Origin of the sequence: Blautia sp. CAG:257, assembly GCF_000433815.1 — a bacterium.
Classification (GTDB): Bacteria; Bacillota; Clostridia; order Lachnospirales; family Lachnospiraceae; genus Blautia_A; species Blautia_A caecimuris.
On sequence record NZ_HF999046.1, the window covers coordinates 64349 to 82839 of the forward strand.

General features: G+C 45.8%; 16 protein-coding genes and 3 pseudogenes. All 19 read left to right on the forward strand.

Translation table 11 applies throughout. The annotated features are described in order from the left end of the window. The coding region (locus QVP40_RS06555) for an NADH-ubiquinone oxidoreductase-F iron-sulfur binding region domain-containing protein (protein ID WP_288200357.1) at nt 1-1264 on the forward strand (1264 nt) is incomplete at its 5' end. Between the two features lie 15 nt (nt 1265-1279). Continuing rightward, nucleotides 1280-1798, forward strand: a pseudogene (locus QVP40_RS13980) (2Fe-2S iron-sulfur cluster-binding protein); the annotation flags it as partial. A gap of 60 nt (nt 1799-1858) precedes the next feature. Next, nucleotides 1859-2728 (forward strand): annotated as a pseudogene (locus QVP40_RS13985) (FAD-dependent oxidoreductase); the annotation flags it as partial. Nucleotides 2729-3109: 381 nt separating this feature from the next. Continuing rightward, nucleotides 3110-4780 (forward strand): annotated as a pseudogene (locus QVP40_RS13990) (molybdopterin-dependent oxidoreductase); the annotation flags it as partial. A 361-nt stretch (nt 4781-5141) separates the two neighbouring features. Further along, complete coding sequence (locus QVP40_RS06565; protein WP_022067680.1) at nt 5142-6020, forward strand: undecaprenyl-diphosphate phosphatase; 879 nt, start codon at nt 5142-5144, stop codon at nt 6018-6020. A 90-nt stretch (nt 6021-6110) separates the two neighbouring features. Further along, the gene (locus QVP40_RS06570; protein WP_022067681.1) at nt 6111-8864 is read left to right on the forward strand and encodes an FtsK/SpoIIIE family DNA translocase; all 2754 of its coding nucleotides are present in this window, start codon (nt 6111-6113) and stop codon (nt 8862-8864) included. A gap of 20 nt (nt 8865-8884) precedes the next feature. Beyond that, nucleotides 8885-9184: a Dabb family protein gene (locus tag QVP40_RS06575; RefSeq protein WP_022067682.1), complete on the forward strand. Its 300-nt coding sequence runs from the start codon at nt 8885-8887 to the stop codon at nt 9182-9184. Further along, nucleotides 9184-9663, forward strand: a complete 480-nt coding sequence (gene rlmH, locus QVP40_RS06580; RefSeq protein WP_022067683.1) for a 23S rRNA (pseudouridine(1915)-N(3))-methyltransferase RlmH — start codon at nt 9184-9186, stop codon at nt 9661-9663. Before QVP40_RS06575 ends, rlmH begins: the two co-directional genes overlap by 1 nt. A gap of 28 nt (nt 9664-9691) precedes the next feature. After that, on the forward strand, nt 9692-10018 hold the full coding sequence (locus QVP40_RS06585) for a cupin domain-containing protein (protein ID WP_022067684.1): 327 nt from the start codon (nt 9692-9694) through the stop codon (nt 10016-10018). 118 nt (nt 10019-10136) lie between these two features. Next, the gene (locus QVP40_RS06590) at nt 10137-10691 is read left to right on the forward strand and encodes a DUF2284 domain-containing protein (RefSeq protein WP_022067685.1); all 555 of its coding nucleotides are present in this window, start codon (nt 10137-10139) and stop codon (nt 10689-10691) included. An 84-nt stretch (nt 10692-10775) separates the two neighbouring features. Next, nucleotides 10776-11060, forward strand: coding sequence for a YabP/YqfC family sporulation protein (locus QVP40_RS06595; RefSeq protein ID WP_022067686.1), 285 nt, complete (start codon nt 10776-10778; stop codon nt 11058-11060). A 9-nt stretch (nt 11061-11069) separates the two neighbouring features. After that, nucleotides 11070-12296 (forward strand): sporulation protein YqfD, encoded by a 1227-nt coding sequence (locus tag QVP40_RS06600; RefSeq protein WP_022067687.1) that lies wholly within the window; start codon nt 11070-11072, stop codon nt 12294-12296. Next, nucleotides 12289-13302 (forward strand): PhoH family protein, encoded by a 1014-nt coding sequence (locus tag QVP40_RS06605; protein WP_022067688.1) that lies wholly within the window; start codon nt 12289-12291, stop codon nt 13300-13302. The genes QVP40_RS06600 and QVP40_RS06605 overlap by 8 nt, the downstream gene beginning before the upstream one ends. Next, complete coding sequence (ybeY, locus tag QVP40_RS06610) at nt 13299-13793, forward strand: rRNA maturation RNase YbeY (protein ID WP_022067689.1); 495 nt, start codon at nt 13299-13301, stop codon at nt 13791-13793. The genes QVP40_RS06605 and ybeY overlap by 4 nt, the downstream gene beginning before the upstream one ends. A gap of 21 nt (nt 13794-13814) precedes the next feature. Then, nucleotides 13815-14669, forward strand: coding sequence for a glutamate 5-kinase (proB, locus tag QVP40_RS06615; protein ID WP_022067690.1), 855 nt, complete (start codon nt 13815-13817; stop codon nt 14667-14669). Between the two features lie 98 nt (nt 14670-14767). Beyond that, nucleotides 14768-14989, forward strand: a complete 222-nt coding sequence (locus tag QVP40_RS06620) for a DUF896 domain-containing protein (protein WP_022067691.1) — start codon at nt 14768-14770, stop codon at nt 14987-14989. Then, entirely contained in the window at nt 14967-15518 is a 552-nt protein-coding gene (locus tag QVP40_RS06625; RefSeq protein ID WP_022067692.1) for a 5-formyltetrahydrofolate cyclo-ligase, read from the forward strand. Before QVP40_RS06620 ends, QVP40_RS06625 begins: the two co-directional genes overlap by 23 nt. A 19-nt stretch (nt 15519-15537) precedes the next feature. Beyond that, the gene (locus QVP40_RS06630) at nt 15538-16788 is read left to right on the forward strand and encodes a glutamate-5-semialdehyde dehydrogenase (RefSeq protein ID WP_022067693.1); all 1251 of its coding nucleotides are present in this window, start codon (nt 15538-15540) and stop codon (nt 16786-16788) included. A gap of 14 nt (nt 16789-16802) precedes the next feature. Beyond that, the coding region (locus QVP40_RS06635; protein ID WP_288200358.1) for a hypothetical protein at nt 16803-18491 on the forward strand (1689 nt) is incomplete at its 3' end.

The following is an 18491-nucleotide window of genomic DNA, read 5'->3' on the forward strand; positions in this document are numbered from 1 at the left end:
TAAATGGAATGCGATCAAATCCAATAAAGGCGCGCAGAAATATATGGTATGTAATGCAGACGAGGGTGACCCGGGTGCATTCATGGACCGTTCCGTTCTGGAAGGCGATCCTCACTCCCTGCTGGAAGGTATGATCATCGGCGGTTTTGCTGCAGGCGCTACCGAGGGTATCATTTACTGCCGTGCTGAGTATCCACTGGCAATCGCACGTCTTGAGATCGCCATGGCACAGGCAAGAGAAAAGGGTTATCTGGGCAAAAATCTGTTTGGAACAGGCTTTGATTTTGATATCCGTATCAAAGCAGGCGCAGGCGCATTTGTATGCGGTGAGGAGACTGCTCTTATTGCTTCTCTTGAAGGTGAGAGAGGTATGCCAAGACTGAAACCTCCGTTCCCGGCTGCAAAGGGATACTGGAAGCTTCCGACCAACATCAATAACGTAGAAACCTATGCAAACGTTGCATGGATCATTGCCAATGGCGGACAGGCCTTTGCTGACAGAGGTGCTGAAAAATCCAAGGGCTCCAAGGTATTTGCTCTTGCAGGAAAAATCAAGAAGGGCGGTCTTGTTGAGGTTCCTATGGGAATGACCCTGAAAGAAGTTATTTACAACATCGGCGGCGGAATCAAAAACGACAAAGAATTCAAGGCCGTTCAGATGGGTGGTCCTTCCGGCGGATGTATTCCTGCAGATCTTATTGACACTCCTGTTACTTATGAAGATATCAATAAGACAGGCGCTATCGTTGGTTCCGGCGGTATGATCGTAATGGACGAGGATACCTGTATGGTAGATATGGCACGTTTCTTCCTTGACTTTACCAAGAAAGAATCCTGTGGTAAATGTAACTACTGCCGTATCGGTACCAAGAGAATGCTTGAGATTCTTGAGAGAATCACAAAGGGCGAAGGAAAAGACGGAGATATCGAGCTTCTGGAAGAGCTTGCAGGAAAGATCAAGGACGGCGCTATGTGCGGACTTGGACAGACTGCTCCGAACCCGGTACTCACCACTCTGAAATATTTCCGCAATGAATATGAGGATCATATTTACAATCATAAATGTACTGCAAAATCCTGTAAGGCTCTTATTCACTACGAGATTACAGAGGACTGCAAGGGCTGTACAGCCTGTGCAAGACACTGCCCGGTTGGCGCCATCAGCGGCGAGAAAAAACAGCAGCATAAGATTGATCCTGCTGTATGTATCAAGTGCGGCAAGTGTGAGGAATCCTGTAAATTTGGCGCAGTAAAGAGAGTTTAATAGGAGGTGCAGACTGTGAATAAATACAGATTAAATATCGACGGAAAAGAAGTCTATGGACTTCCCGGCCAGACCATTCTCGATGTCTGCAAAGAGAACGATATTTTCATTCCTACTCTTTGCTATGATGAGAGAACAGAAATTTACGGCGCATGCGGACTTTGTATGGTAGAGATGGAAGGCAATCCGAAACTCTGGAAGGCCTGTGCAACCGAGATCGCACCGGATATGATCATCCATACCAATACACCGCGTGTTATTGAATCAAGAAAAACAAACCTGGAGCTTCTTCTTTCCAACCATAAGGGTGACTGCCGTCCGCCATGTATGCTTGCATGTCCTGCAGGTACAGACTGTCAGGGCTATGTAGGTCTGATCGCAAACGGACAGTATGAAGAGGCTATCAAACTGATCAGAGAAAACATTCCGCTTCCGGGATCTATCGGTCGTGTCTGTCCTCATCCGTGTGAGACAGCATGCCGCCGCGGTATGGTAGACGAGCCTATCGCTATTGCAAACCTTAAGAGATTTGCAGCAGATACTGACGAGTTCGGTGAAGATCCGTTTGTTCCGGAGTGCGAGCCGGACACAGGAAAGAACGTTGCTGTGATCGGCGGCGGTCCTTACGGACTTTCCATGGCATATTTCCTTCGTCAGCTTGGCCATGATGTGACGATCTACGAGGCAATGCCAAAGCTTGGCGGTATGCTCCGCTATGGTATTCCGGAATACCGTCTTCCGAAAGAAGTTCTGGATGAGGAAATCGCTGTTCTTGAAAAAATGGGCGTAACCATGGTTACAAATACAAAGATCGGCGAGGACATCTCTTTTGAAGCGATCCGCAGAGATTTTGATGCTGTATGCGTTGGTATCGGCGCATGGGTATCTACCGGTGTCCGCTGCAAAGGCGAGGATGCCGAGGGTGTAATCGGCGGTATTGATTTCCTCAGAAAAGTTGTCCGCAATGAAGATATTGACCTTGGCAAAAACGTTGCCATTGTAGGCGGCGGTAATACCGCTATGGATGCCTGCCGTACAGCAGTACGTCTTGGCGCTGACAAGGTTTATAATATTTACAGAAGAACAAAAGATGAGATGCCTGCAGATATGATCGAGATCGAGGAAGCAGAGGAAGAGGGAGTAATCTTCCTGAACCTGACCAATCCTCTTGAGATCATTTCTGATGAAAACGGACACTGCCGTCAGATGGTTCTTCAGGTTATGGAACTTGGTGAGCCGGATGCATCAGGACGTCGCGCTCCGGTTCCGGTAGAAGGAAAAACAGAGACGATTGATGTGGACACTGTAATCCTTGCAATCGGCCAGAGAGTAAATGCAGAAGGAATGAACGGGGTTGAGCTTACCAGAAAGGGCGGCCTTGTTTATGATAAAGATACATACATGACAGCACTTCCGGGCGTATTCGCAGGCGGTGACTGCGGTAATGACAAGATTTCCATCGCAGTTGAGTCCATTGGCGATGCAAAGAAGAGCTATCTGATCGTAGATGCTTATCTTCGCGGAGAAGAGATCAAATACGAGCCAAACTATTATGTAACCAAAAAGGACGTAACACCGGCTACTTTTGAAGACCGTGAGAGAATGTGCCGTCCGACTATGGAGCAGCTGAATGCAGAAGAAAGAAAAGACAACTTTACAGAGGTAGTCTTCGGATACGACGAGGAGCAGGCTGTTGAGGAAGCTCATCGTTGTCTGGAGTGCGGATGTAAAGATTACTTTGAGTGTAAGCTGATCTCCTATGCAAATATGTACGATGTGGATCCGGACCGTCTGGCAGGAGACATCAATGAAGTGGAATTCCACGATGAGCATCCGTTCATTTTAAGGGATCCGAATAAATGTATCCTCTGCGGACTCTGTGTTCGTGCCTGCGATGAGGTTATGGGAGTAGGCGCTCTTGGCCTTGTGAAACGTGGATTTGACACAGTTGTTATGCCGGCTCTTGAACAGCCGCTTTCTGAGACAGGATGTATTTCCTGCGGCCAGTGTGTAAGTGTCTGCCCTACAGGCGCTCTTCAGGAAAATCTTACTCTTGAAAAATCTGTTCCGCTTGACACTGAGGCTACCGATACTACCTGCGCTTACTGCTCAGTAGGTTGCTCCATGCATCTTGAAACCTATGGAGACATGCTGGTAAAAGCTGTTCCGGACAGAGAAGGCGCTGTCAATAAAGGACTTCTCTGCGGAAGAGGAAAGTTCGGCTTTGACTGTTCTGTTATGGACGGCAAACTCCTTGAGCCAATGGCAAGAAAGGACGGAGAGCTTACAGAGGTTGATTATCATGAAGCATTTATGCTGACTGCAAAGAAAGCAGAATCTCTTGCGGCAAAATACGGAAGAAACGCAGTTGCTGTAGCAGTTTCTGACAGATATACAAACGAAGAAGCATATGTGATCAAGAAGTTCGCAGATTCTATCGGAGCTAAGACTCTCTGCTTCAACAACAGAGAGAACGGTCTTGAAAAGGTTCTGGGCGTAAACGCTTCTCCGAACACAATCAACGAGGTTCTTTCTGCAGATGTGATCCTGTGCGCAGGCTTTATTGCAAAAGAAAATCAGGTGATCCGTCTGAAACTGAAACAGGCAGCAAAGAACGGAGCAAAGGTTATCCTTGTAAATCCGGAAGGATATGCACAGGATCATATGAGCTTTGCTTATAAAACTGTTGAGACAGACAACAGCCTTGGTTTCTTCAAGGGTGTTGCAAAGGCTCTTCTTGATATGGGCAAGGGCACAGGTGTAGAAGGCTTTGACGCATTTAAGGCATCTGTAGAAGGTGCTGCTGTATCTGAAGAAGCAAAAGAGATCGCTGAGCTTTATGCAAATGCAAAGAAAGCAATGATCGTATTCCAGCAGAACGTAGTAACTACTGAGGCTGCTGCGCTTCTTGGCGACATCGCAGTTGTTTCCGGTCATATCGGAAAAGCCCGCGACGGTATCCTTATGCTGAAAGCAAAGAACAACAGCCAGGGTCTTGTTGATCTGGGAATCACTGCAGGGGCAGAGGCTATGGAAGGTGTAAAAGCCCTTCTGGTATTCGGTGAGGATCCGGCTCCGGAGCTTCTGAAAGAGCTTGTATTCCTGATGGTATGCGATACTCACATGACAGAGGCTGCCAAACTTGCAGACGTTGTGATCCCGGGAACAGGATTTGCGTCTACCTATGGTACTTTCACCAATACTGAGCGCAGACTTCAGGTTGTTGAACAGGCCATTGAGGAAGACGTAGTATTCTCCAACTGGGAGGTTGCTGCTGAGCTGGCTCATGTATATGAGGTTGAAATGCCGTTTGATGATGTAGAGGATATTTCTGATGAGATGAACGATAAGCTTCCGGTTTACCGTTATGCAGAAATGGGCGAGATCTATGGCGGAGTTCTTGCATGTGAAAATGCAAAACTTGCAGCTGTGGAAGATGCTGCATTTGTAGCACCGCTTCGCTCCACAGATCATCTGATGAACATGATCGATGAGAGACTGCCTCACGCAAACTGATTTTAAAATAATAATAGCCTGTATAAAAGCGGAAACCCAATATTCAGGCTGAGATGATCCGGGGAACTGTCGCGGCTGTATGCTGTGGCAGTTTCCTTTTTTGTTTACCGGGAATATAGTACAGTCTGTACGGATTTTTCAGGGAAATAAAAAAGTTCCGCGGGGATGCGTCCAGCAACAGCAACCGTATTCGCTCACATGTTCGATTTTTTGCCGGGGATATCTTGTAACTTTTTCAGAACTGTGATATACTGATACAGCAAAAGCCGGGAAAACACTTTGAATTTTTGGTTTTTACAGGGAATAAAACGGCAGCTTTCATGCCATTTGAAGAAAACAGACGAAAGAAAAGGATAAAAATATGACAGTTTTATATGTGATCCTGCTTGCAGTTGTACAGGGAATACTGGAGTTTCTTCCTGTAAGCAGTTTTGGACATCTGTGCATTCTTCAGAACATTCTGGGGATGGAGCACGAAACGGGTGTTCTTCTGGAAGCAATACTTCATTTTGGTACGCTGGCAGCAGTGATACTTACTTTCTGGAAGGATATTTCAAGACTTCTGCTGGAGTCTCTGGACATGCTGATGGATACAATCGGAAATCTGTCTCTTTATATCCATAATAAAAGAACAGGAGACAGACTTCGATATGCAAAAATCGTAAGCAGTACTTATAAGAAATTTGCGCTCCTGCTTCTTGTTTCTATGATACCGACTGCACTTCTGGGTTATACAGCCAGAAGGCTTGTTGTGCTTGCGGCTTCTTCACAGCTGCTGCCGGGAGCGGGAATCCTGATTACAGGAATCGTTCTTCTTGTGGTGGATCTTGGCAGAATGGGCGGAAAAAAAGCTGCAAGAGACGCCGGATTCGGAAATGCCATGTGGATCGGTATTTGTCAGGGACTGTCTGTATTTCCCGGACTTTCCAGAAGCGGACTGACGATCAGCGCAGGTCTGATGAGTGGATTTACCCGGAGTTTTGCAGTGAAATATTCTTACATTCTGTCAGTGCCGGCTATTATCGGAGCCCTGGCTGTGGAGCTGGGACAGTTTAGCGCGCCTGCAATGACCGTTGGCCTGGGATTTACCTTTGTGCTGGGAATGATCGTCTCTGCAGTTGTGGGGTACTTTACCATCCGTGTACTGCTCAGACTTGTGAACAGGGGCAGATTCCGTTATTTTGCATATTACTGTTTTATTGTGGGCTTTGCTGCTCTCATCGGTAATTATGTGTTATAAAAAGAGACAAAAGAGGTATCAGGGCCTGTAAGGGATCCTGATACCGATGGTAATAAAAAGCAATAGAAGTAGTAGGAGGGAAGCCTGGATATGGCAGCATCAAAGAACCAGAAAGGCAAAAGAGGAACCACAGGAAAAACAGCAAAGAGTACCGCATCAAGAAGAAAAACCACTGCTAAAAAGCAAAATGTTACAAGTGGATTCCAGACAGAAATCATTCTGCTGATCATTCTGGCTGCCTCTATGATTCTGGTTATCAGTAATTTTGGACTGGGTGGCGCTGTAGGCGACCAGATCAGCGCGGTCTGCTTTGGGATTATGGGACTTCTGGCTTATGTATTTCCCGTACTGCTTTTTGTGGGTGCTGCCTTTTTGATGTCCAACAGAAAAAATCCTCTTGCGTACAAAAAAACACTGGCAGCCCTTGTGTTTTTTCTTTTTCTGTGTGGCTTTGTACAGCTTTTAACAGAGGGATATCTTCCGGGTACGGGATTTATGGATTATTATAAACGCAGTTCAGAGCTTCATACGGGAGGCGGTGTGATCGGAGGCGCGATCTGCATGTCCTCTACGTCTGCTTTTGGAGTTGTAGGCGGATATATTATCATTGTACTTGTGCTTCTTATCACAATGATCCTGATTACTCAGAGATCCTTTTTTGATTTTATTTTTAAAATCTGGGACAGCATCGTAAGCCTTGTAAAGGGCGGACATGAACGTTACATGGAAGGGCAGCCGGAGAGGGATCTGAAAAAAGAGATCCGGGATCAGGAACGCAGACAGAAGAGGGAAAATCGTCAGGCAGAAAGAATACGCAGGCTGGAGGAAACGTTAGAGGCAGAAAAACAGGCTGCCCAGGCTCTGGAACAGGAAAACAGTGAGGCGGCTGCGGCCCTTAATGCCAGACAGGAACAGAAAGAGGCTTCTTCTCACGGCTTTCTGGAAGGAACAAAACTGACTCCTCCAAAAAAGAAAAAAACAAAAGAAACATCAGAGACTGCTGTTCAGACCTCTGAGGAGGATTTTGAAGTCCGGACTTCAGCAGCCGGTCAGGGACAGCTGGAATTCAGTATACATCGGGCAGATTCTTCCAGTGAGGCTGCTGATGACCATACTGATATTAATATAGAGATGGAACACTCGCCTTCAGATTCTCTGGATTTTGACGAAATCCAGGCTTATGAGGACGAGAGTAAAGAAATTTCAGATTCTTTTGAGGATTTCAGAAAAGAGGAACAGCAAAATACAGAAGCATCTGTTCAGTCCGCAGCATCGGAAGCCTCTCAGCCTCATAAGAATCCAAAATCGTCCAAAACAGAAATAGAAAATGGAATCCGAAATATTCAGAAGGAGATCACCAGTAAGGATGCAGAAGTAAAAAAAGAATATCATTATCCTCCCCTGAAGCTTCTGAAAAGAGGTAACGGAAAGGGCAAAGGCGATTCCGATGCCCATCTTCGCCAGACTGCCCAGAAGCTTCAGGATACACTGCATAATTTTGGTGTAAATGTTACTGTGACAAACGCAAGCTGCGGTCCCACAGTAACCAGATATGAGCTTCAGCCGGAAATGGGAGTGAAGGTCAGCAGAATCGTAGGTCTTGCTGATGATATCAAGCTGAACCTGGCAACTCCGGATATCCGTATTGAGGCGCCGATTCCCGGAAAGGCAGCTGTGGGAATCGAGGTTCCCAATAAAGAAAATCAGGCAGTTATGCTCCGGGAGATTTTGCAGTCCCAGGAGTTTCAGGGAGCAAAATCAAAACTTTCCTTTGCCGTAGGCAAGGATATTGCCGGAAAGCCAGTTGTTACAGATATTGCCAAAATGCCGCACCTTCTGATCGCAGGAGCGACAGGCTCCGGTAAGTCTGTATGTATCAATACTCTGATAGTGAGTATACTTTACAAAGCAAAACCGGAAGAGGTCAAGCTGATCATGATCGATCCCAAGGTGGTTGAGTTAAGCGTGTACAACGGAATCCCTCATCTTCTGATCCCGGTAGTCACTGATCCCAAAAAGGCGGCAGGCGCACTGAACTGGGCAGTAACAGAGATGATGAACCGCTACAACACTTTTGCGGAATTTAATGTGCGAAATCTTCAGGAGTACAATAAAAAAGTAGATGGAATGAGGATCCCCGAGGGAGAAACCCCGCCGGAGCGTATGCCTCAGATCATTATTATCGTGGATGAGCTTGCGGATCTGATGATGGTGGCTCCGGGAGAAGTGGAGGATGCGATCTGCCGTCTGGCCCAGCTTGCCCGGGCTGCGGGAATCCATCTGATCATAGCCACACAGCGGCCGTCTGTAAATGTTATCACAGGTCTTATTAAGGCAAATATGCCCTCCAGAATTGCTTTTTCTGTTTCCTCAGGCGTGGATTCCAGAACAATTCTGGATATGAACGGCGCAGAAAAGCTTCTTGGAAAAGGAGATATGCTTTTTTATCCTCAGGGATATCAGAAGCCTGCCAGACTGCAGGGCGCTTTTGTTTCAGACGAAGAAGTCAGCAGCATCGTGGACTTTCTTGCAGATAAAAATCCCGCGGCGCAGTACAATCCGCAGATTGAACAGCAGGTAAATACTGCCAGTCTGTCCGGAGGAGGATCCGGAGCAGAGGAAAGGGATGTATATTTTGAGGAAGCCGGCAAGTTTATTATTGATAAGGAAAAAGCCTCCATTGGAATGCTTCAGCGTATGTTTAAAATCGGATTTAACAGAGCTGCCAGAATCATGGATCAGCTTTGTGATGCCGGAGTTGTAGGACCGGAGGAAGGCACAAAGCCCCGGAAGGTTCTGATGTCCATGGAGGAATTCCAGAATTTTATTGAAGAAAGCCTGTAAAGGAAAGAAAGGAGAAAAACATGGTAAAGCACATTGTAATGTGGTCATTTCAGGAAACTTTAGATGACAAACAGAAAAAAGAAGCGGCAGTACGGATCAAAGAAGGGCTGGAACGTCTGACGGGAATCGTCCCGGGGCTGATATCTGTTAAGGTAGTCACAGATGCTCTTCCTGCCAGCACACATGAAATCGGACTTTTCTGTGAACTGGAATCCCAGGAGGCTCTTGACGGTTATCAGGTTCACCCGGAACATCAGAAAATGGTTTCTTTTATCAGGACAGTTACCTGCAACCGTATCTGTCTTGACTATGAAGTATAATGGAGATCCGGATTTTATCTGTGGGCAAGATCAAAGAAAAATATCTTACCGCAGGGATACAGGAATATGCAAAACGTCTGAGCAGGTACTGTAAGCTTACCTTCTGTCAGGTGGCTGATGAAAAGACTCCGGACAAGGCTTCGGAGGCTTTAAACGAACAGATCAAAAAAACAGAAGGCGAGCGCATCATGAAAAATATCCGGGACCAGGATTATGTGATCGCTCTTGCTCTTGACGGAAAAATGCTGGACTCTGTAGAACTTTCTGAAAAAATCGGACAATTGGGAATTGAAGGAAAAAGCTCAGTTGCTTTTGTGATCGGAGGCTCTCTTGGACTAAGTGAACAGGTACTAAAAAGAGCAGATTTCCGGCTGAGCTTTTCCAGAATGACTTTTCCTCATCAGCTGATGCAGATGATACTTCTGGAACAGATATACAGAGGATTCCGTATTCTGAACAATGAACCTTATCATAAATAAAAAAGTTTTTGCCAGGGAGGATGCTTTTATGGAAATTCAGCGTATTGAAAACATGTGCGGAGGAAACGGTCATGTTTTTCTTAAGCCGATCCTTAATGAAAAACAATTAAATGGAAAATGTGGTCTTTATGCAGAGGTGACTCTGGAACCAGGCTGTTCCCTGGGATATCATGAACATCACGGAGAAAGCGAAACCTATTACATTCTTTCCGGAAAAGGAATTTACAGCGATAACGGAGAACTTCGTATGGTAGAAGCAGGAGACATGACCTTTACTCCGGACGGCAAAGGCCATGCGCTGACAAATGCCGGTGAAGAAAATCTTGTATTTATGGCGCTGATCATTTTGAATTAGTATAACGAATACTAACTTTCTGCTATACCAGGGTTACCGAAATTCCACCGGTTTTTGACAATGGGCGGTTTGTTTGAGCGGATTATGATACAGGCAGTACAGAAGGAAGGATAAGCTTATGATAAAACAGTTGGATATGAGAAAATTTGAGGAATATATTTCTCAGTTTCCGGTGTATGAGTACCGTATTCTTGACACAAAGGGGATTGAGGTAAGGGAAAGGGTCCGCACGATCTGCAGTCAGGAATGTGAACGTTTTGGCACTACCTGGGCCTGCCCTCCGGCTGTAGGTTCACTGCAGCAGTGCCGGGACAGGATCAGCAGATATCCCCAGGCAGTGTTTTTTTCCAGTGTGGCGGAAGTGTCGGATCTTATGAATATGGAGGAAATGCTTTCCACCAGACACCAGCATGAAAAAATCACAGAAGAAATCGCCTCATTTCTCCGGGAACAGGGGTTTTCCGTTTTTACCCTGTCCACAGAATCCTGTGATATCTGTCAGGAGTGTACATTCCCCCAGGGAAAACCCTGCAGGCATCCGGAAAAAATGCACCCCTGTCTGGAAAGCCATGGAGTAGTGGCTGCGGAAATTGTAGAAGAACAGCAAATGGAATACAATCTGGGCGGCAATACAATATTATGGTTTTCCATGGTATTGTTCCGTCAGGAATAAAGATAAAGCCTTCGGCATAAATTACGATAAAAGCCGAAGGTTTTTCTGTTTTTGTGTGCGCGGGAATCAGAGGAGGTCGATGCTTTGTTTTTTCAGCAAAAAAGAAAACAGCTCAGGGAAGGCTGTCTGACTGCTCTTGAGGTTCCCAGAGATCTTGCCTGCAGAGAGACTGTTGTTACACTGACAGGATGCAGCCAGGCTGTTATTGAAAATTACCGCAGTATTCTGAAGCTGACAGAGGAGGAAATCATTGTAAGCACTTTTTCGGGAAAACTGACAATCATGGGAAAAAATCTGGAAATTCCCTGGTATACCATGGAAGAGATGACAGTTACAGGAAAAATCTCCCGGATCATCCCGGAACGGTAGGAGGAAGCTATGGAAAAAATCCTTTGTTTTCTGAACGGATATGTGGAAGTTCTTATCTGTGGCGGACAGACAGAACGTTTTTTTAATCTCTGCATGGCAAGAGGAATTGTCGTCCGGAATCTGAGACAAAATAAGGATAAGAGCTTTACCTGTATTTTTTCCGTCAGCCATTTTTTTCTGCTGGGACCAATACGGAGAAAAACAAAGGTGAGAATTCATATTCTGGAAAAACAGGGGCTTCCTTTTTGGGTGGAAAAAGGCGTAAAAAGAAAAGCTTTTTTTCTGGGAATTTTTTTGTGCGGAATGCTTCTTCTTATGCTTTCCGGACGTATCTGGAATATCCATATTGAAGGAAACAGGGCGAACAGCACACCGGAAATCCTGAAGTTTCTGGAGGATCAGGGTGTTTCCCATGGTATGAAAAAAAAATCTTTAAACTGCAGCGCCATTGCAGCTTCCATCCGGGAAGAATATCCTCAGACAGCCTGGGTTTCTGCAAGAACAGAAGGAACACGACTGGTTATTACAGTAAAAGAAGGGGATTTTCAGAATAAAAAGAAAAAAGAAAAAGCAGAACCCTGCAATCTGACAGCCACAGAATCCGGAACTGTGGTAAAGATCATTACCAGGGCCGGAGTTCCCCGGATCAGACCAGGGGAAACCTGTAAAACAGGAGACGTTCTGATTTCCGGCTGTCTTGAATTGAAAAATGACAGTCAGGAAGTGACACGCTATGAATATGTTCATGCAGATGCAGATATTTACATAAAAAGGAAGCTGTCCTATTATGCTGAGCTTCCATTGGAGTATGAAGCAGAAATACGGGAAAATATTCAGGAAACTGGAGGCTTTTTAAAGATTGGGAAGCTATACTTGGAATGGGGAGCAGAGCATAAAAAGGGCTGGCATACTCTGACAGAAGAGCTTCCGGTGAAGCTCACTGAGAATTTTAGGCTTCCTGTTTCCACAGGCCGTATTACTATGAACCGATACCAGAAGAAAAAGATAATACGTACAGAACAGGAGGCAAAGACAGAGGCTTTTTGTATTCTTCAGGATTATGAAGAAAAATTAATGGAAAAGGGGGTTCAAATATCTGCAAATAATGTTAAAATAGATGTGGATCACAGAACCTGTATCAGCAGAGGAAATCTGGAGATCATTGAAAAAATCGGAAAGGAAACTCCGGTGGAAATACTGGAGCAACCAAAAGAAAGGACAACAGAGAATGGCTAACAGTATTATCGAACTGCATCTGGAAATTCCGGCTGATCTGGAAGGGAATGTATTCGGGCAGTTCGACGAACATCTGAAACTGATCGAAAGAACATTGAATGTCACTCTGATATCAAGAGACGGCATTCTGAAAATACTTGGAACTGAGGGAAGCGCTTCCCAGGCGAAAAAGCTGATCGGCGAACTGGTAGTTCTGGCGCAGAGAGGAAATACCATCACAAAACAGAACGTCAGCTATGCCCTGGCTCTTGCCATGGAGCAGCGAAATGAGGTTCTTACAGAAATCGATAAAGATTTTATCTGCAATACCATACAGGGACGTCCCATTAAACCCAAAACTCTGGGACAGAAGGAATATGTGGAGCAGATCCGTAAAAAAATGATTGTTTTCGGAGTAGGACCTGCGGGTACAGGAAAAACCTATCTTGCAATGGCAATGGCAGTCACTGCTTTCAGAAACGAAGAGGTAAGCCGCATCATTCTGACCCGTCCTGCTATTGAGGCAGGGGAAAAACTGGGATTTCTGCCCGGAGATCTTCAGAGCAAGGTAGATCCATATCTTCGTCCTCTTTATGATGCTCTTTACCAGATCATGGGAGCAGACAGCTTTGCAAAAAATATGGAGAGAGGACTGATAGAGGTTGCACCTCTGGCCTATATGAGAGGACGTACCCTTGACAATGCCTTTATTATTCTTGACGAGGCGCAGAATACCACGCCTGCACAGATGAAAATGTTTCTGACCCGTATCGGTTTTGGCTCAAAGGTTATTATCACAGGAGACGCTTCTCAGAAGGATCTTCCCAGAGATGCGGTTTCCGGTCTGGATGTTGCCATGAAGGTGCTGAAAAAAATAGAGGATATCGGCTTCTGCCAGCTTACCAGCAAGGATGTTGTGCGCCACCCTCTTGTTCAGCAGATCGTACAGGCATACGACGAATATGAGAAAAAACAGAAGCCGGCGAAGCCCCGTACAGCCCGCCGCAGTCAGGAGAAAAAATCATGACGATTCAGATAGATTATGAAACAGAAAAAAAACTGGACATTGATTATACAAAGCTTGCCAACTGCGTGGCACATAAGATTCTGGAAACAGAGCAGTGCCCCTATGAAGCCAGCGTGAATCTTGTGATCACGGATAACGAGGAGATCAAGGAAGTAAATGCCCAGTTCAGAAATATCAATGCGCCCACAGACGTACTTTCATTTCCTATGATCCCGTTTCCGTCTCCTGCAGACTATTCCATTATTGAGGATCAGGATGAATACTTTGACCTGGATACAGACGAGCTTCTGCTGGGAGATGTTATGATCTCTGTGGACAGGGTATATGCTCAGGCTGAGGAATACGGACACAGTACAGAAAGAGAGTTCAGCTTCCTTTTTGCGCACAGTATGCTCCATCTTCTGGGATATGACCACATGGAACCGGAAGAGGCGGCCGTTATGGAAAAGAAACAGTCAGAGGCTCTGGCGGCCCTTGGAATCAACAGATAAAATAGATTTGGAGAGACAACAATGAATTACCGGGAATTATTAAAAGATAAAAAACGTGTTGTGATCAAGGTAGGCTCTTCTTCCCTGATCCACAAAGAAACAGGCAGACTTGATCTTCGCAAGCTGGAGGTGCTTGTCCGTGAGATCAGTGATCTTCACAATCAGGGAAAAGACGTGGTACTTGTAACTTCAGGCGCCGTTGCCGTGGGTTCTGCTGCCCTTGGCCTCAATGAGCGCCCCAGAGAGCTGAAGGTAAAACAGGCATGCTCCGCAGTGGGACAGGCAAGGCTTATGATGATCTATCAGAAGCTTTTTGCCGAATATAATCAGATGGCAGCTCAGATCCTTATGACAAAAAATACCATGGTCAACAATCTGAACCGCATGCATGCCCGAAATACCTTTGAGGAGCTTCTTACACTGAACACCATTCCTGTGGTCAATGAAAACGACTCTATTTCAAGCTTTGAGCTGGAAGCACTGGATTCCTTTGGCGATAACGATACGCTTTCCGCAGTTATCGCAGCTCTGATCGGCGCAGACCTTCTGATCCTGCTTTCAGATATTGACGGGCTGTTTACAGACGATCCGAATACCAATCCGGATGCAAAGTTTATCGACACCGTAGAAAAGCTGGATGAAAAGCTGAAAAGCATGGGAAAAGGCCCGGGAAGCAAGGTGGGAACAGGCGGAATGGCAACAAAGCTTACGGCTGCAGAGATCGCCACGGCTGCAGGAGCGGATATGGTGATCGCCAACGGCGGAGATTTCCATGTGATACACAAGGTTATGGAAGGCCGTAATTACGGAACCTTATTTGTTGGAAACCAGAAAGAGGAATTCTACCTCATTGATTATATAGAAAAACTGCTGTAACAGATGCAGGCAGCTATTCTGCCGAAGCTTTGATATATAACATAGAGACCCTGGAGATGGTCTATAAACACTACTACAATATCATACGAGGGAAAAATATGGATAACATAAAAATCGACCGCATCAATACACTTGCCCACAAGGCCAAAAGTGTGGGTCTTACAGAAGAAGAAAAGAAGGAAAGAGATGCTCTCCGCAAAGAATATATTGCGACTATCCGCATGAATTTAAGGAGTCAGCTTGACAATATCAGCATTAAAGAAGAAGATGGAAGTATTACGAATTTAGGTGAAAAATATGGAAGAAAAAAAAGCCATTAGAAAACAGATTTTTGCAGAGAGAAAAGCGTGTTCTGATAAAGAAATACAGGAATGGAGCAAAGAGATCACAAAAAATATCACTGCTCTTGCGGAATATCAGACAGCGGACAGAATCCTTGTTTATGCAGATTACAATCATGAAGTAATGACAGGCTTTCTTATTGAAAAAGCCTGGGCAGACGGAAAAGAAATCGCTGTGCCAAAGGTACAGGGGCTTGATATGATTTTTTATAAACTGACAGATTTTGCGCAGCTGGAGCCGGGATACTATGGGATCCCGGAGCCGGTGTCCGGAGAGATCGTACAGTGGGAGGACGCCCTGATGATCATGCCAGGCGTTGCCTTTGACAGACAGAATCACAGAGTAGGCTATGGCGGAGGATTTTATGACCGCTATCTGGAAAAACATCCCCGGGTAAAACGTGTGGCAGCAGCCTTTGAATTTCAGCTTCTCCCACAGGTTCCTACAGAGCCTACAGATATTTCACCGGAGATCGTTGTAACGGAAAAACAGTGCATAAGAGGCTAAAATTCAGGGAGGTCAGATTATGAAAGAAATGCTTGTTCAGCTTGGAAAGCGTGCAAAAGATGCAGAAGCTGCTCTCCGCACCATTTCCACAGATAAAAAAAATCAGGTGCTTGCCGCTGTGGCAGATCATCTGGTTGAAAGTTCGGAAACTCTTTTAAAAGCAAATGAGGAAGATGTAAAAAACGGTAAGGCAAATCATATGCCGGAAGGTCTGGTGGACAGACTTCTTCTTACCAGAGAAAGAATCGAAGGAATGGCAGACGGACTTCGCCAACTTGTAGATCTGGAAGATCCTGTGGGAGAAGTCACCGGAATGAAAAAACGTCCCAACGGACTTCTGATCGGACAGAAAAGAGTTCCTCTTGGAGTTATCGGAATTATTTATGAAGCGCGTCCCAACGTAACCGCAGATGCTTTCGGGCTTTGTTTTAAAACGGGAAACGTTGTGATCCTGAAAGGCGGAAGTGATGCCATTCATTCCAATCAGGCAATTGTGAAATGTATCCGCGAAACCTTGAAGGCTCAGGGAATTACAGAGGATGCCATTCAGCTGATTGAGGATACCTCCAGAGAAACCGCCGGGGAATTTATGAAAATGAATGAATATGTGGATGTGCTGATCCCCCGTGGAGGAAAAGGACTGATCAAAGCAGTGGTAAATCAGAGCACCATTCCGGTCATTGAGACAGGTACCGGAAACTGTCATATTTATGTAGATGAGACCGCTGATCCGGAAATGGCAGCAGATATTATCATGAACGCGAAGACTCAGAGGGTAGGTGTGTGCAATGCCTGTGAATCCCTGCTTGTTCATGACAGCATGAAAGAAGTTCTTCTTCCTGTACTGGCAGAAAGATTTCGCGAAAAACACGTGGAAATGCGTGCAGACCAGGAGGCTCTTTCCCTGATGCCGGGAGCGGTTCCTGCTTCCCAGGAGGACTGGGGAACGGAATATCTGGATTACATACTGTCCATTAAAATAGTGTATTCTGTAGAGGAAGCCATTGCGCATATCAATCGTTACAACACAGGTCATTCAGAAGCTATTATCACAAACAATTATATGCATGCACAGAAATTCCTGGATGAGGTAGACGCTGCTGCAGTTTACGTCAATGCTTCCACCAGATTTACAGACGGATGTGAATTCGGATATGGAGCAGAAATCGGCATCAGTACCCAGAAGCTTCACGCCAGAGGGCCTATGGGACTTCTTGCTCTGACAACGACCAAGTACATTATTTACGGAAATGGGCAGATACGTCCGTAAGATAGGAGGACATAATGAGAAAAAAACAGTTATTTGCAATTCTTTTGGCTGGAGCCATGACTGCCGGAACCGTTCCTTCCGCTGCTCTGGCAGCAGAAAATGATATCCCTGCAGCTTCATCTGAAGTAACTGAGGGAGAGAATTCCGGCGAGATTCCTCAGGAAGAAGGAGGAGAGACAACACCGGAAGCAGAGCCTACACAGACGCCTGAAACAACACCGGAAGCGCCTACCGAGACTCCTGCAGAACCCACAGAAACACCCACAGTTCCGGAGACACCGGCAGAGCCTACACAGGTTCCGGAAACAGAGACAACACCGGAGGCAGTTCCTTCAGAAGCCCCGGAAACTCTGGAAAATGAGCCAACAGGAATTTCCATTATTACCATAGATGAAAATAATCAGGAAACGGTAACCTATTATAAGACACTTCAGGAGGCGGTCGATGCTGCTCCCACCATAGAAAGCGGCGCTCAGGAATCCACTGTGATCGAGATCACAGACAGCCTTGCATTGTCAGGAACCATTTCTGTTTCCGGCAAAAAGGTCAGCATTGTCGCTGCCGCGCCGGGAATCACCATTCGCAGAGAGCAGAAGGAAGACGGAACAGTATTTAACGGAACGATGTTCACAGTTGCCGGACAGGGCAGCGAGCTTCAGTTTTCTGTAAAAGACGGTTCTGATCTTACTGTAGACGGAAGCAACGGAAAAGGTGAGGAAGAACCTTCCGAAGGAAGCCTGGCAGATGTCAGCGATTCCGGTGCTTTCGGTATTTCAGCAGGAGTCACTCTGACAGGAAACAACACCACTGCAAAAGGCGGCGCTGTTTCTAATAACGGGGGAAGTCTTGTGCTGAAAGGCGGCACGATTACCGGAAATACCGGAGCCATGGGAGCTGTTTACAGCAATACGGATATTGCCGTACAGGGCACAGTTGCCATAAAGGAAAATACCGGGGCAAACCTTTATCTGGATCAGGATGCATCAGTGGTTGTGACAGATGTGCTGACAGATTCTTCCATCTCTCTGACAGCCGCAGCTCCGGCAGATAAAAAAACTGTGGCAAAAGCAGGGAAAAAGACAGATGGCACAGATGTTACTCCCGAAGAATTTAAAGCAGCGGCAGAGCAGCTGGCTTATGATACAGAGGATTATTCCGTTATGCTGGGAGAGGATGGACTGAGTGCAGTGCTGAAGGTAAACGCATCTGCTACCGTGACACCAAGTCCCACACCTACAGCTTCTCCGTCCTTTTTAACCTATCAGAGTAAATCTCTGAAATGGATGGATCATAATACAGTAACTGCAAAAATGTCCACAACAAAGGACTGTAAATGGTATTATTATTTTGTAGATGCAGGAAGTGATACAAATACTATCAAAAAACTGTATGATTCCAGTAAGGCAAAAACTCCGGCAAAGGCAAATACAACCTTTACCGTAAAGGCAGAAAAGGTTCCGGAAAAGGATTCCTGGCTTGTAGTTGCGGCAAAACCGGATAAAGGCTCCGCCCAGCTGAGAGTGCTGAAGCTCAGTAACAGCAGCCGTCCGGCTTCTCCGACTGTTTCACCTACTGTAACTACCCGCGCACCGCGTAAATATGAAGTGACAGAAAGTAAGGTGACAGGTCTGGAAAATCCGCTGCAGTTCTATCCAAGGAAATTCTATGATTTCCAGGTAGTAGGCGCAGGACAGAACGACACT